We start from the raw sequence: 15489 nt of genomic DNA, 5'->3' as shown, positions 1-15489 counted from the left end.
TATAACTAGCTATACATTTCCTGTCTCAGTTCTTTTACGCGCGCATCGGCCAGGTATTCGTCAAACGTCATCAGGCGGTCAATAATACCTTTAGGCGTTAACTCAATAATACGGTTGGCCACGGTTTGCATAAAAGTATGGTCATGCGAGGTAAGCAGTACCACACCCGGGAAGGTGTTACAACCTTCGTTAAAGCTCTGGATACTTTCCAGGTCCAGGTGGTTGGTTGGCTGGTCAAGCACTACCAGGTTGGGGTTCTGTAACATCATACGGCTAACCATACAACGCACTTTTTCACCACCGCTTAATACATTCGTTTTCTTGGCAATATCATCGCCGCTAAACAGCATCTTACCCAAAAAGCCTCTCAGGAATGGTTCATCTGCATCCGTAACGTGCGGTGGCACAAACTGGCGCAGCCAATCCATCAGGTTCAGCCCCTCTTTAAAAAACTCACCGTTTTCAATAGGCAGGTAAGCTTTGGTAATGGTAGTACCCCATTCAAACTTACCGCCATCTGCTTCGGCGTTTCCATTAATAATTTCAAAGAAAGTAGTTACTGCCAGCGGGTTGCGGCTCAGGAAGGCAATTTTATCGCCCTTGTTTACGCTGAAGTTTAATTTATCAAACAGCTTGTTGCCATCAATGCTTTTGCTCAGGTTTTCCACGTTCAGAATCTGGTTACCTACTTCACGCTGTGGCTGGAAGATGATACCAGGGTAGCGGCGGTTAGAAGGTTCAATTTCTTCAATGGTCAGTTTTTCCAAAGCTTTCTTACGCGAAGTAGCCTGCTTGCTCTTAGAGGCGTTAGCACTAAATCGGGCAATGAAGTCCATCAGGGCCTGGCGCTTCTCTTCGGTTTTCTTATTCTTATCGTTCGCCTGGCGTGCCGCTAACTGAGATGATTCGTACCAGAAGCTATAGTTACCGGTAAACACCTTAATCTTACTTCTGTCCACATCTGCCACGTGCGTACACACCTGGTCCAGAAAGTGACGGTCGTGGCTTACTACCAGTACCACGTTCTCGTATTCCGCCAGAAAGTTTTCCAGCCAGCCGATGGTTTCAATATCCAGGCCGTTGGTAGGTTCATCCAACAACAGAATATCGGGGTTACCAAACAGCGCCTGCGCTAACAGCACCCGCACTTTCATGTTAGAAGGAATATCCTTCATCAGGCTGTAGTGCATATCATCTGTAATACCCAGGTGGCCCAGCATGGTACCGGCATCACTTTCGGCAGTATAACCACCCATTTCACCAAATTCTGCTTCCAGCTCGCCTGCGCGTATACCATCAGCTTCGGTAAAATCTTCCTTCATATAAATGGCATCTTTCTCGTGCATCACTTCCCACATTTTCTTGTGGCCCATCAGCACGGTATTCAATACCGTATGTTCGTCAAATTCAAACTGGTTCTGTTTCAGGAACGACATACGCTCACCTTTGGTAATCTCCACCGATCCTTTGTTGGGCTCTATTTCGCCACTCAGAATTTTCAGGAAAGTGGATTTACCTGCTCCGTTTGCTCCGATCACACCGTAGCAGTTGCCTTTCATGAAATTGATATTGACTTCATCAAACAACACCCTTTTACCGTAGGCCAGGGTAACATTTTTAACACTGATCATGCGTATTGCTCCTTAATTTAAGATTCCGCTGTTTTGCGAACCGGCCGCAAAAGTAGCACATAAATAGCTATAAAAACATTGCGGGAACAGGAGAATACCATGTATCCCGCTATTCCCGCAATGGGCAAAAAACAATAAAACGGTATTACTGTTTGCTAAAGTCGTAAACAATATACACGTTGGTTCCTTCAAAGTTAATAGGTGCGCGCAGCTGCATTGCTGTTTCGTTTAAACCACTCACTTCCATACGGTAACCGGTGGTTACATTTTTAGGCTTAATGCCGCCATCTACACGCTTAAACTGAAAATACTGTACATCGTTCACCTTTTCTGTGCTCCAGAAAATAAAACGCTCGCCAGGCACACAATCTGCCCCGCCGGAATTTACTACATAACTGCCCTTGCCGCTTGCGGGAAGGTTCCACTGGCTGCCCTGCAGGCAGGAATACGTTACATCATCAAAAACGGTGGCTTTAAATTTGGCACCGGCAGGCATGCCTTCAAAATGGATGTTATTTAAAGTCCACGTACCGGAATAGCCTCTTTTTTCGCTGTTGGTAATACCTTTTGTAGGTCCGCAGGCAGTAAAAGCCACGGTAACCATTGTCATTAACAGAATAACCAGGTACCTCGGATGCTTTGACATAAAGTTATTTTTTAGTTTTCCAAATGCAATTGCAGTGCCAAAATTAGGGCTTGTATTTTATAAACCACTGTAATCTAACCCCTTAAATCAGTTATGCGCCCCTACAGCTACCATTCCGACCGGGCCGATGGTCCCGCATCCAGTGTGGTAAATTTTCCACCCAGGTACTGGTGGTAGGCAGTAATGGCAATCATACCCGCATTATCGGTACAATACTGAAACGAAGGAATAAATGTTTTCCAGCCCTGCTCCTGCCCCATCTGCTGCAAACGACTGCGCAGGCCGCTGTTGGCACTTACCCCACCGGCAATGCACACCCGGCGAATGCCTGTTTGCTGCACCGCCTTTTTTACCTTTTTCATCAGAATGTTTATAATGGTATGCTGTACACTGGCACACAGGTTTACCAGGTTTTCCTGCACAAACTGCGGGTTAGCTTTGGTTTGCGCCTGTAAAAAATACAGCACTGAGGTTTTTAAACCGCTGAACGAGAAATTCAGGTCGGGTATCTGCGGCTCGGCAAACGTAAATGCTTTAGCATCGCCCTGTTGGGCATATTTATCAACCAGTGGCCCGCCAGGGTAAGGCAACCCCAGTAATTTGGCTGTTTTGTCAAACGCCTCTCCCGCCGCATCATCAATGGTTTCGCCCAGCACTTCCAGGTGCAAAGGGCTGTGTGCCAGTACTATCTGGGTATGGCCACCACTTACGGTAAGGCACAGAAAGGGAAATTCCGGCTTGGGGTCTTCTATCAGATTAGCCAGTACATGCGCCTGCATATGGTGTACGGCAATCAGGGGTTTATCCAGCGCCAGCGCCAGCGATTTGGCAAACTGCGCCCCTACCAGCAAACTGCCTATAAGGCCCGGTGCCTGGGTAAAAGCAATGGCGTCTATAGCATGTAATTCCGTACCTGCCGTTTCTAAAGCAGCATGTACTACCGGAATAATATTCTGCATATGTGCACGGCTGGCCAGCTCGGGCACCACCCCGCCGTACTTTTCGTGCACTGCCTGCCCGGCTATATAATTCGATAAAATTTTCCCGTTTTCGCAAATGGACGCACTGGTTTCGTCGCAGCTTGACTCAATGGCCAGTATTCTGATGTCTTGTTTCACGCCGCAAAACTACGGCGAAAAATGCAGCTTAAAAGTCCAGCATGATAGAGGTGATAATATAGTCTGCCAGCAATATCAATACGCAGTTTACCGTAACCGACCGGGTAGCCGCTTTGGTTACCTGCAGCTCATCGCCTTTTGCATAATACCCCATAAAGCTGGAAATGGTAGGTATAAGAAAAGAAAACACAAATATTTTTACAAAGGCCATGGTTACACCCGATGGCTTAAAATCGTTCAGCAATCCAAAGCGGTATTGATGCTCCGTTAAAATACCACGCGATACGCCGGCAATACCACCTGCTACCAAACTTACCACTATAGATAAAATCATCAGCAACGGTATCATATACAGGCCCGCAAACACGCGTGGCAGAATAATAAATGCTTTGGTATTAATGCCCATCATTTCCTGTGCATCAATCTGCTCGCTCAAACGCATATAACCAATTTCCGCGGCAATGCGGTAGCCTACAATGGAAGAAAGCACACAGCCCAGACCGGTAGGCGCCAGTTCCAGTATTACCGAATCGCGCGCTACCATACCTATTACAAACTTGGGAATAACAGGAATAGTAATCATGTAAGCCGTTTGTACAACGGTTACCATACCCAAAAAGGCAGAGATGCCCAATACTACCCAAAACGAACGCAGCCCAATCTCTTCACACTGCTCAATAAAAGCCCGCCAGTAAACATTACGGTTCTCCGGTTTGCGAAATGCCGATCGTATAAAAAATATGTACCTGCCTGTAAGGGTTAAAAGTGCTACCAGATGCTTCACGGGCTGCAAGTTACACCCAACGCCCCTTATTCAGCCACACAATATTTTCGCATACCGCAATTATTTAGAGCGTATAGCATCTACCGGGTTCATGCGCGCGGCCATCCGCGCCGGTATTATGCCCGCAGCCACCCCTAAAATAAGGCAGATAGAAAAGGCCAGTATAATAATATTACCCGCTACTATAATTTTAAAAGGCATTACCGCACTTAAACCAGCCGCCAGCAACCACACCAGCAGCAAGCCAAAAAAGCCACCCATGATACACAGGAAGGCGCTTTCCATTAAAAACTCGTACAGTATAATGCTGCTTTTGGCACCAATCGCTTTCTTTAAACCAATCTGGCTGGTTCTTTCTTTTACCGTAACAAACATAATGTTAGCCACCCCAAAAGCACCCACCACCAGGCTTAACCCGGCTATCAGCCAGCCACCCAGGTTTACTGAACCAAAGAAGCTGCCTATCTGCTCGCTGAATGAATTGATATCGTTTAAGGAGAAATCATCTTCTTCCGTAGGCTTCAGCTGACGTATCTGGCGCATTACGCCTTTCAGCTCATCCTGCAAGGCTGTGGAAGGCACCCCTTCTTTTGCCTTCACCATTATATAAGGGTCCAGATACGTAGCGTTTACATTGTATTTGGAAGCAAAAAAACGATAGCTTACTATTATCGCGTGGTCATAATCGTACCCACCACCGCCCATAATAGAGGCGCCCTGCTTGGCCACCACCCCGGTAACCGTTACATTCTTTTTATCAAACGAAATTACCTTACCTACCGCGCGCTCTGCATTACCAAATAACTGCTCTGCGTTTTCGTAACCAATTACTGTTACCGGCGAGCCACGTGAAAACTCTGCATCTGTTAAATAACGGCCATAGGCAATATCTACGGTTTGTATATTATCAAAGTCTTCACTTACCCCATATACCGCCACGTTGCTCAGTTGGTTATCCTCATACGCAATGCTGGTGGTAACAGAGTTATAGTAACTTACATAAGCAGCCAGGTGGCTACGCTCTTTTATAAAAGCCACTTCTTTGTATTTAGGCACGGGCCTGTTTACATATTTCCACCAGGGGTAATCGTTGCTGTTGGTGTATTCCCATTTATCTATATAAATACTATTAGAGCCGATATCGCTTATTTCCCTCTGTATCTGCGCTTCCATACTGCCTACGGTAGCCAGTACGCCAATAATGCAGAAGATACCAATGGTAATACCAAAGAGCGATAAAAAAGTACGCAGCTTATTTACCTTTAGCTCCTGTAAAGCCATCATAAAGCTGTTCCATAAAATACCGGCTACCTTAATCATATATTTCAAATTTACAGCCCCTGTACAAAGCAACCGCAGTCATTTTTATGAGCGGTAGCTAACGCCCGTTATCATTGAGTATTTCAAAACTTACTGAAAAATAAATTTTTCCAAAAAACGTAAACTGACGTTCCTGTTATACCTTTGCGCAGAATTTCTTCACAAATATCTCATTATGACCTGGAAACAAGTGTTTACTTCTTCTGTTGGCCAAAAACTGACAATGGGCCTTTCCGGAATTTTCCTGATTTTATTCTTAATAGTTCACGCAGGGCTGAATGCCTGTATCTGGGCTATGGACGGTGGTGTTATGTTTAACAGGGCCGCTCACTTCATGGGTGATAATGTGGTGCCCCGCGTACTCGAAATCGGGCTTTTTGTATTTATCCTGTTACACATTATTCAGGGTTTAATGCTGGAAGCAAGCAACCGCAGCAAAAGAGGCACCCCTTATGCCGTTAGCTATGGAAACAGAGGTAGTAAATGGTACAGCCGCAGCATGGGTTTGCTGGGTACTATTATTCTGCTGTTTCTGGTAGTGCACATGGTGCATTTCTGGATTCCTTCCCGTTTTACCGGCGTTGCAGAAACTACCCTGCCTAATGGTGTGGAAGTACACGACCTGTTTTCACTGATGATGGCTACTTTCCAGGAAAACATCGGAGTGGTTATTCTGTATGTGATTGGCTGTATTTCTCTGGCCTATCACCTGGCGCATGGTTTCCAGAGCGCTTTCAGAACCATGGGTGTGCATAACAAACGTTATGTAGCTATGCTTAAAGCTATCGGTTACGGTTTCTCTGTTATCGTACCACTGGCTTTTGCCATGATGCCCATCAGCATGTACTTTGGCTGGGTAAAATAATCTCTTAGCGTAAGAACAATACGCAGGCTTTGCAGCCTGTTAACTTGTAAACTTATAAACTCGAAAAAATGTTAGACTCAAAGATTCCTGCAGGAAAGTTAGAGGAAAAGTGGACTGATTATAAGGGTCATTGTAAACTGGTGAACCCTGCCAACAAGCGTAAACTGGAAGTAATTATTATAGGAACCGGTCTGGCAGGTGCTTCTGCTGCTGCCGCACTGGGCGAAATGGGTTATAAAGTTAAAACCTTCTGTTTCCAGGATAGCCCCCGCCGCGCGCACTCCATTGCCGCACAGGGTGGTATTAATGCCGCAAAAAACTATCAGAACGACGGTGACTCTGTGTTCCGTTTGTTTTACGATACCATTAAAGGTGGCGACTACCGCGCACGCGAAGCCAACGTGCATCGCCTGGCGGAAGTAAGCGCCGCTATTATTGACCAGTGCGTGGCACAGGGTGTACCTTTTGCCCGTGAATATGGTGGTTTATTAAGCAACCGTTCTTTTGGTGGTACACAGGTACAACGTACCTTTTACGCTGCAGGCCAAACCGGTCAGCAGTTGCTGATAGGTGCTTACCAGGCACTGGAGCGCCAGGTAGCACTGGGTACGGTTACCCAGTACAGCCGCCACGAAATGCTGGAAGTGGTTACTATTGATGGTGTTGCCCGCGGTATTATTGCCCGCGATCTGGTAACCGGTAAACTGGAGCGCCACTTTGGCCACGCTGTACTGTTGTGCAGCGGTGGTTATGGTAACGTGTTTTACCTCAGCACCAACGCCATGGGCAGCAACGTTACTGCCGCATGGAAAGCACACAAAAAAGGCGCACACTTTGCCAACCCCTGCTATACGCAGATTCACCCCACCTGTATCCCCGTATCGGGCGATTACCAGAGCAAGCTTACGCTGATGTCTGAGTCGCTGCGTAACGACGGACGTATCTGGGTGCCTAAAAAACAGAACGATACCCGCAAAGCGGCTGACATACCGGAAGATGAGCGCGATTACTACCTGGAAAGAAGGTATCCTGCCTTTGGTAACCTGGTACCACGCGACGTGGCTTCCCGCGCTGCCAAAGAAAGATGCGATGCCGGTTACGGTGTAGGTACTTCCAAGCAGGCGGTATACCTGGATTTTGCAGATGCGATTATCCGTTACGGTAAAATTGAATGTGGTAAACTGGGTATCGATCCTACCCCTCAGATTGTTCGTGAGCACGGTTTGGCGGTAGTAAAAGAGAAGTACGGTAACCTGTTTGATATGTACGACAAAATTACCGGCGAAAACCCATACGAAACCCCAATGCGTATTTACCCTGCGGTACACTATACCATGGGTGGTGTTTGGGTAGATTATGAACTGATGACGGCTGTACCCGGCATGTATGCCCTGGGCGAAGCCAACTTCAGCGACCACGGTGCAAACCGCTTAGGTGCTTCTGCACTGATGCAGGGCCTGGCCGATGGTTACTTTGTTATTCCTTACACTATCGGTAACTACCTGGCCGATGAAATTTATAAAAAAGCCGAATCTACCGATCACCCTGCATTTGCTGCGGCAGAAAAAGAGGTGGCCGACCGCTTAAACACCCTCATGAACATTAAGGGTAAGCAAACGGTAGAAAGCCTGCACAAGCGCCTGGGTAAAATTATGTGGGAAAAGTGCGGTATGGGCCGTACTGCAGAAGGCTTAAAAGAAGCGATTGAAGAAATACGCGCGCTGAAAAAAGAATTCTGGAGTGATGTGAAGATTCCTGGTACCATTAATGAGTATAACCCTGAACTGGATAAAGCAGGCCGTGTGGCTGACTTTATTGAGCTGGGTGAGCTGATGTGTATTGATGCCCTGAACAGAAATGAAAGCTGCGGCGGTCACTTCCGGGAAGAGTCTCAGACAGAAGATGGTGAAGCACTGCGCGACGATGCCAACTACATGTATGTAGCTGCATGGAAGTACAAAGGCGAGCACGACTGGGAACTGTGTAAAGAAGAACTGAAGTACGAGGTGATTAAACCATCACAACGTAACTACAAATAATTAAATACTCAAACCATTAAAACCCTCCCCTCACGGGGATAACGGAGGTTGCTATGGAACATTATAATATGAACCTCACACTGAAAGTGTGGAGACAAGAGAACAGCGACAAGAAAGGCAAATTTGAAACATACAAGGTAAATGGCATTTCTTCTGAAATGTCTTTTCTGGAAATGTTTGATGTGCTGAACGAGCAACTGATTCACGAGGGTAAAGACGCTATTGCATTTGATCACGACTGTCGTGAAGGTATCTGTGGCGCCTGCTCTATGTATATCAACGGTAAGCCCCATGGCCCGTGGGAGCTTAACACCACCTGCCAGCTGCACATGCGTGCGTTTAAAGATGGCGATACCATTGTGGTGGAGCCATGGAGAGCCAAGGCTTTCCCGGTTATTAAAGATCTGGTAACGGACCGTTCATCTTTCGACCGTATTATTCAGAGCGGTGGTTACATCTCTGTAAATACCGGTAACGCAGTAGATGCCAACTCACTGCCTATTAAGAAAGACCATGCAGATGCTGCTTTTGCTGCTGCTGCCTGTATTGGTTGCGGTGCCTGCGTAGCGGCCTGTAAAAACAGTTCTGCTATGCTGTTTGTAAGCGCCAAGGTTTCTCACCTGGCCTTACTGCCACAGGGCGAACCGGAAAAAGAAAGCAGGGTACTGAACATGATTGCCCAGATGGACAAAGAAGGCTTTGGCGGCTGTACCAACACCGGTGCGTGCGAAGCTACCTGTCCTAAAGGTATCTCCCTCAGCAATATTGCCCGCTTAAACAAAGAGTATACCCTGGCTTCGCTGATTTCAGAATAACTGAAACCAGCCGGAGTGCCGGTTTACATACATACTTGTACCAATAGCCAGAAGACTGTTCCTGCACGAACAGTCTTCTGTGTTTTAATACTATATTTATTGTAAACCTGTAACGTAATGAAACTACACACCCTGGCCTGTATGCTGCCCGTGTTACTGGCAGCCTGTAACACCCGTAATAATGCAAACATGAAACAGAACGAATACCAATGGCCCCAGGGCGTACAGCCGCCTGTAGCCGCCATAAAAGAGCATATCAGAACCATCCACGGCGATACGGTAAACGATCCCTATTACTGGATGATAGACTTTTTTAAAAAAGGGCCTGACAGCACTGCGGTGGTAGATTATCTGAAAGCAGAAAACGCGTATCTGGATACCATGATGGCCGGTACCAAACCACTGCAAACCACGCTTTTCAACGAAATGAAAAAGCGTATTAAAGAAAAAGATGAATCGGTGCCCGTTTTTAAAAACGGCTACTTCTATTATACCCGTACCGAAGATGGTAAACAGTATTACAAATACTGCCGCAAAAAAGGCACGCTGGAAGCACCGGAAGAACTGCTGCTGGATGTGGATGAAATGGCCAAGGGCCACGCCTACTATGCCGCTGCCGGCTTTAGCATAAGCCCCGATAACAATTTGCTGGCTTTTGGGGTAGACACCGTATCGCGCCGCCAGTATACCATTCATATTAAAAACCTGGCCACCGGCGAAATATATACGGATGTTATTGCCCAAACCAGCGGTGGCGTAGCCTGGGCTAACGATAACAAAACCCTGTTTTACACCGCCAACAACCCGGAAACACTGTTATCGGAAAAAATTAAAAGGCATACCCTGCATACCCCGGTTGAACAGGATGTAGTGGTGTATGAGGAGCAGGATAAAAGCAATTACATAGGTGTAGGCAAATCCAAATCCGGCGCTTACATTCTTATATCATCCGAAGCTACGCTTTCTTCCGAGGTACGCTTTCTTAACGCCAACGAGCCCAACGGCCAGTTTCAGCTGTTTCAGCCGCGCCTGAAAGAGGTATTGTACTATGCCACTCCGGTAGAAGGCAAATTCCTTATCATTACTAATAAAGACGCCAAAAACTTCCGGTTAATGGAATGCCCGCTGGATAAAACCGGCGTGGAAAACTGGAAAGAGGTCATCCCCCACCGTACAGATGTATTGCTGGAAGATATTGAAGTGTTTAAAGACTACCTGGTAGTATCTGAACGTAAAAACGGCCTGATGCAGCTGCGTATACGCAAACTGGCCGATAACAGCGAGCATTATCTGGATTTTGGCGAGCCTGCTTACATGGCCTACACCTCCGGCAATCCGGAATACAACAGCACTACCCTGCGGTATGCCTATACCTCTTTAACCACACCCAGCAGCGTGTACGATTACAATCTGCTTACCGGCGAAAAAACACTTAAAAAGCAGCAGGAAATTGTGGGTGGATATAACCCCGGCGATTATGCCTCTGAGCGGCTGTATGCTACCGCAAAAGACGGTTCAAAGGTGCCCATATCGCTGGTGTATAAGAAAGGATTTGTAAAAGATGGCAATGCTCCTTTACTGCTGTATGCTTACGGCTCGTACGGCAGCAGTATGGATGCCACTTTCAGCAGCGCACGCCTTAGCCTGCTTAACCGTGGTTTTGTATATGCCATAGCACATATAAGAGGCGGGCAGGAAATGGGCCGCCAATGGTATGAAGATGGTAAAATGCTGAAAAAGAAAAACACGTTTACTGATTTTATTGACTGTGCGGAATACCTGATACAGGAAAAATATACCAGCAAAGCACACCTGTATGCACAGGGTGGCAGCGCCGGTGGCCTGTTAATGGGCGCTGTGGTTAACCTGGCACCGGAACTGTGGCATGGCGTAATAGCCGATGTGCCTTTTGTAGATGTGGTAAACACCATGCTGGATGAAAGCATACCCCTTACCACCAACGAGTTTGACGAATGGGGTAACCCTAAAAACAAAGAGGCGTACGATTATATGAAAAGCTATTCGCCTTACGAAAATGTACAGGCCAAAGCCTACCCCAATATGCTGGTAACTACCGGCCTGCACGATAGTCAGGTACAGTACTTTGAACCAGCCAAATGGGTAGCCAGACTGCGTGCCACTAAAACAGACAACAACCTGCTGTTACTGCATACCAATATGGACTTTGGGCATGGCGGAGCCAGCGGCCGGTTTGATTACCTGAAAGATATTGCGCAGGACTACGCCTTTTTATTAACGCTGGAAGGCATTACAGAATAAGCAATGCCCAACGGATATTTTCAGTTTAAACAGTTTACCGTACACCAGGAAGCCTGTGCTATGAAGGTGTGTACCGATGCCTGTTTGTTTGGTGCATGGGTGGTGGAGAAAGTTAAAAGTCAAAAGGGAAAAATCAAAAAAATACTGGATATAGGCGCGGGTACCGGTTTGTTATCGCTGATGCTGGCGCAGGCTATTGAAGCGGATATTGATGCGGTGGAGATTGATGAGCAGGCGGCCTTACAGGCAGGCAGTAATTTTGCAGCCTGCCCCTGGCAGCAGCGCCTGCGGGTACATACCCTGCCGGTGCAGCTATACGGGGGTACAGACAATGGATATGAGCTGGTGGTGAGCAATCCTCCGTTTTTTGAAAACGATCTTAAAAGCAGCGATAACAAACGCAACCTGGCCCTGCACAGTGCAGCCCTTTCATTGGATGAGTTGTTTATTGCTGCCGGCACGCTGGCACAGCCACGGGCTCAGTTTGCACTGCTGCTGCCCTGGCACCGTAACCAGGAAGCGCTGGCGCTGGCCCATAAGCACCAATGGCAGGTACAGGCCGCAGCAGCCGTACAGCAAACGCCCAGGCACACGCCCTTCCGCACCATGCTGCTGCTGAGCCGTGGCGCTACGCAGGCGTACAACGCCGTTACCGAAAGCATAGTTATTAAAGATGCGGATAACGCTTACACGCCTGAATTTACACAGCTGTTAAGCCCTTATTACCTGCATCTGTAGCCGCACATAAATAAAAAAAAGGAAGCTGCCCCAACGTGGAAACAGCTTCCTTTTTTTCCTTCAAACTTTATAATCGCTTACTGCGCTACTGTAATCTCTTTTACCTGGTAGGTATGTGCGCTAAAATACCCCAGCGCACCACCTTTAATATTGGTTACCGGGTTGGCAGGGGTAGCCTGCTGGTTTTCGCCGGTAGCGCTGGCATCTAAGCTGTACCAGTATTTGTATACGTTCATATCAATACACAACTGCTCAATACGCAGGTTGTCATTTAATTTAATATCACGTGTATCATCGTCATCATCATCGTTAAAATAAAACAGTTTACGCTGTACATCTTTACCATCGGTTAAATCATCATCGCGCACAAAAATGGTTTTCTCTTTTCTGCCGTTAATGTATTGTACCCAGCGGTACGCATTGCCCTTACCCACAGGATCTTTAAAATCTACGTTCGCTATTTTAATAACATCCCCAAACAAATTTTCATCGCTGGTATACAGGCTATCCATATTTACCTGCTGCGGCATGGTAGAGGTAGCAGTAAAAGCAGCGCCATTTATTACCACGTTTAACACGTAGGTATGGCCCGGTGTACCCACAAAAGCAGATGTCTGGTAACTGCCATCTGCTTTAGCTTCCAGCGTAACCGGCGCGCCGCCGTTATCGCTTACCGTAACAGTAGCACCTGTTACCGGCGGAAAAGTATTGTCTTCCGAAAAGTTTTTGGTTTGCGTAATCAGCACCTTTGCAGGCACATTAGGCTGGTTGGTAATTACCCCTTCAATTACATATTTGGGGGCGGCATTGTTAAGGTTAATATCAATTACCCGCTCGCAGGAGGCAAACATTCCGGCCGCCAGCAGTGTAAGCGATAAGTGAAGTATCTTTTTCATTCGCATGAATATTAGAATTTGAAGTTGTAAGAAACAGACGGCACAAACTTGAATAACGCTACACGTACCGCTTCTGTTTTGTTAGGATCGTCTTTGCTTTCGCGGAAGTTGATGGTATACGCATTCTCCCTGCCGTAAGCGTTGTACAGACTGAAAGTAAGCTCACTGCTGAACTTCTTCCTTTTAGCCAGCTGTAAGGTAGCACCCAAATCCAGCCTGTGGTAGTTTGGCATACGGTAACCGTTACGCTCGGTATAATAATACACCACCTGGTCATCCACCTTATACTTACCGCTGGGGAAAGTAATGGCATCACCGGTATAGAAAATCCAGTTAGCGCTGAATGTCCATTTATCGTTCAACTGGTACATACCCACAATAGCAATATCATGCGTTCTGTCCTGGCGGGCATTGTACCATTCGCCGTTGTTAATACCGTTAATCTTACGCTCTGTTTTAGACAGCGTATAGCTTAACCAGCCGGTAAACTGTCCTGCTTTCTTTTTCAGCAACCACTCAATACCATACGCACGGCCCTTACCAAACAGCAGTTGCGTTTCAATAGCATCGTTGTTAAACACATCTGCACCATCGCGGTAATCCACCTGGTTCTGCATGGTTTTGTAGTACGCTTCTACCGTTAACTCATACACATTGTTGCCCAGGTTTTTATAATAACCCAGCGATACCTGGTCAGATATCTCCGGCTTAATAATATTGGTACTGGCCACCCACTTATCGGTAGGGGAAGCAGAGGTGGAGTTAGAAATCAGGTGCAGGTTTTGTACGTTACGTACATAAGATGTTTTTAACGAGGTAGAACTGTTCAGCTGATAGCTGGCCGCTGCGCGTGGCTCCAGGTTAAAATAGGTTTTTACTACCTGGCCATCATTGTAATGTACCGTATCGGTTACCTTCCCATCTGCATCTATATTATAAAAATCGCCTTTACCCAGTATGCTGAAGGCAGTAGCACGTACGCCATAGCTCAGGTTAAACTTAGGCGATACCTTCCACACATCACTTACATAAGCCGCATTTTCCCAGCTGTATCTGCGCTGCAGAATGCTGTTGTTAAAGTTGGATGATTCAGAAGAGGTAATTTCACCAGGGCGCATAGTGTGGTAAATAGCGTTTACCCCCATACGCAGGTTGTGCTTATCACTCACGTACCACTGCAGTTCTTCCTTAATGTTCCAGTCTCTGATTTGTGAAAACACATCCACATCGTTACTGCCGCTGCGGATAGAAATTTTATAATCGTAGTTACTGAATATTAAAGAGGTATTGCTGAACAACTTGTTGCTGAAAATGTGGTTCCAGCGCAGGGTACCGGTTCCGTTACCCCAGTTAAGCGCAAAGGTTTTACCTACGCCCAGTTTATCACGGCCAAAATAACCGCTCAGGTACAGCCTGTCTTTACTGCCCAGGGTAAAGTTCATTTTACCATTCAGATCGTAAAAATACAGGGTGTTCTGGTTAATGGCGGTATCCTTAGATGCCTTCAGAAACATATCAATGTAGGTTCTGCGGCCGGAAACCAGAAAAGAAGATTTGTCTTTCTGAATAGGCCCTTCCACGTTCAGCTTGGCAGAAATTAATCCCAAGCTGCCACCAACGTTATAATCCTGGTTGTTACCATCATTCATTTTTATATCCAGTACAGAGGATAAACGGCCACCGTACTGCGCAGGCATACCGCCTTTGTATACGTTAATATCTTTAATGGCATCGGAGTTAAACGTAGAAAAGAAACCCAACAGGTGCGAGGCATTGTATACCGGCGCTTCATCCAGCAAAATCAGGTTCTGATCGGCTGCACCGCCACGTACATAAAACCCGCTGCTACCTTCACCGGCAGATTTAATACCGGGCAACAGTTGTACGGTTTTCAACACATCCCGCTCGCCCAACAGCACCGGAATGTTTTTGGTTTCTTTCATGGTTAACTTTTCCACGCCCATCTGGGTGCTGCTTAAGCTGCGGCCCGACATGGTAGAGGAAGATTTTACCACCACACCCTGTAACTCGTTGGCATTGGCTTCTTCCAGCGCCACATCCATACGCAGGTTACCGGTAAGGTTAATCTCCAGCTGCTTAATGGCCACACCTACGGCGCTTATCTCCAGCACGTGTTTACCTTTGGGTAACGAAAGGGAGTAAAAACCATACTCATTACTGGTAGTGCCCACATTAAGGGCCGCTACCCTTACAGACGCCCCTATCAGGGTTTCGCCGTTTTTCTTTGATTTTACAACACCGCTTACCGATGCTTTATCCTGTGCCTGGGCATGGAATAAAAACATAAGTACGGCTGTTGCCATCAACAGGAACTTTGTCGTTGCTTCTTTCATTGC

The 15489-nt window shown here is 46.8% G+C and carries 12 protein-coding genes; 5 read left to right on the top strand and 7 right to left on the bottom strand.

Going from position 1 to position 15489, the window contains the following annotated elements; genetic code table 11:
- Positions 1-5: 5 nt before the first annotated feature.
- From IEY13_RS00845 to IEY13_RS00825, 5 genes are all read right to left on the bottom strand, one after another.
- Complete coding sequence (locus IEY13_RS00845) at positions 6-1631, bottom strand: ABC-F family ATP-binding cassette domain-containing protein (RefSeq protein WP_188949743.1); 1626 nt, start codon at positions 1629-1631, stop codon at positions 6-8.
- Between the two features lie 145 nt (positions 1632-1776).
- Complete coding sequence (locus tag IEY13_RS00840; RefSeq protein ID WP_188949739.1) at positions 1777-2277, bottom strand: hypothetical protein; 501 nt, start codon at positions 2275-2277, stop codon at positions 1777-1779.
- 107 nt (positions 2278-2384) lie between these two features.
- Positions 2385-3395 carry a tRNA (adenosine(37)-N6)-threonylcarbamoyltransferase complex transferase subunit TsaD gene (gene tsaD / locus IEY13_RS00835; protein ID WP_188949737.1) on the bottom strand — a complete coding sequence of 337 codons (1011 nt, stop codon included), beginning with the start codon at positions 3393-3395 and terminating at the stop codon, positions 2385-2387.
- A gap of 28 nt (positions 3396-3423) precedes the next feature.
- Positions 3424-4179 (bottom strand): MlaE family ABC transporter permease, encoded by a 756-nt coding sequence (locus IEY13_RS00830; protein WP_229687658.1) that lies wholly within the window; start codon positions 4177-4179, stop codon positions 3424-3426.
- A gap of 60 nt (positions 4180-4239) precedes the next feature.
- Entirely contained in the window at positions 4240-5499 is a 1260-nt protein-coding gene (locus tag IEY13_RS00825) for an ABC transporter permease (protein ID WP_188949735.1), read from the bottom strand.
- A gap of 175 nt (positions 5500-5674) precedes the next feature.
- Between IEY13_RS00825 and IEY13_RS00820 the strand changes: the two genes are divergently transcribed.
- From IEY13_RS00820 to IEY13_RS00800, 5 genes are all read left to right on the top strand, one after another.
- Positions 5675-6364 carry a succinate dehydrogenase cytochrome b subunit gene (locus tag IEY13_RS00820; protein ID WP_188949733.1) on the top strand — a complete coding sequence of 230 codons (690 nt, stop codon included), beginning with the start codon at positions 5675-5677 and terminating at the stop codon, positions 6362-6364.
- Positions 6365-6432: 68 nt separating this feature from the next.
- Positions 6433-8403, top strand: coding sequence for a fumarate reductase/succinate dehydrogenase flavoprotein subunit (locus IEY13_RS00815; RefSeq protein WP_188949731.1), 1971 nt, complete (start codon positions 6433-6435; stop codon positions 8401-8403).
- A 53-nt stretch (positions 8404-8456) separates the two neighbouring features.
- Positions 8457-9218, top strand: coding sequence for a succinate dehydrogenase/fumarate reductase iron-sulfur subunit (locus IEY13_RS00810; protein ID WP_188949729.1), 762 nt, complete (start codon positions 8457-8459; stop codon positions 9216-9218).
- Between the two features lie 117 nt (positions 9219-9335).
- Positions 9336-11498 carry a S9 family peptidase gene (locus IEY13_RS00805; protein ID WP_229687656.1) on the top strand — a complete coding sequence of 721 codons (2163 nt, stop codon included), beginning with the start codon at positions 9336-9338 and terminating at the stop codon, positions 11496-11498.
- A gap of 3 nt (positions 11499-11501) precedes the next feature.
- The gene (locus IEY13_RS00800; protein ID WP_188949727.1) at positions 11502-12236 is read left to right on the top strand and encodes a tRNA1(Val) (adenine(37)-N6)-methyltransferase; all 735 of its coding nucleotides are present in this window, start codon (positions 11502-11504) and stop codon (positions 12234-12236) included.
- 77 nt (positions 12237-12313) lie between these two features.
- Here the strand turns inward: IEY13_RS00800 and IEY13_RS00795 are convergent, their stop codons facing one another.
- Positions 12314-13132, bottom strand: a complete 819-nt coding sequence (locus tag IEY13_RS00795) for a DUF4249 domain-containing protein (RefSeq protein WP_188949725.1) — start codon at positions 13130-13132, stop codon at positions 12314-12316.
- Positions 13133-13143: 11 nt separating this feature from the next.
- The gene (locus IEY13_RS00790) at positions 13144-15486 is read right to left on the bottom strand and encodes a TonB-dependent receptor (RefSeq protein ID WP_188949723.1); all 2343 of its coding nucleotides are present in this window, start codon (positions 15484-15486) and stop codon (positions 13144-13146) included.
- Between the last annotated feature and the right edge of the window lie 3 nt (positions 15487-15489).

This window comes from Filimonas zeae (genome assembly GCF_014641615.1).
Taxonomy (GTDB): Bacteria; Bacteroidota; Bacteroidia; order Chitinophagales; family Chitinophagaceae; genus Filimonas; species Filimonas zeae.
This window is presented reverse-complemented; position numbering and strand designations above follow the sequence as displayed.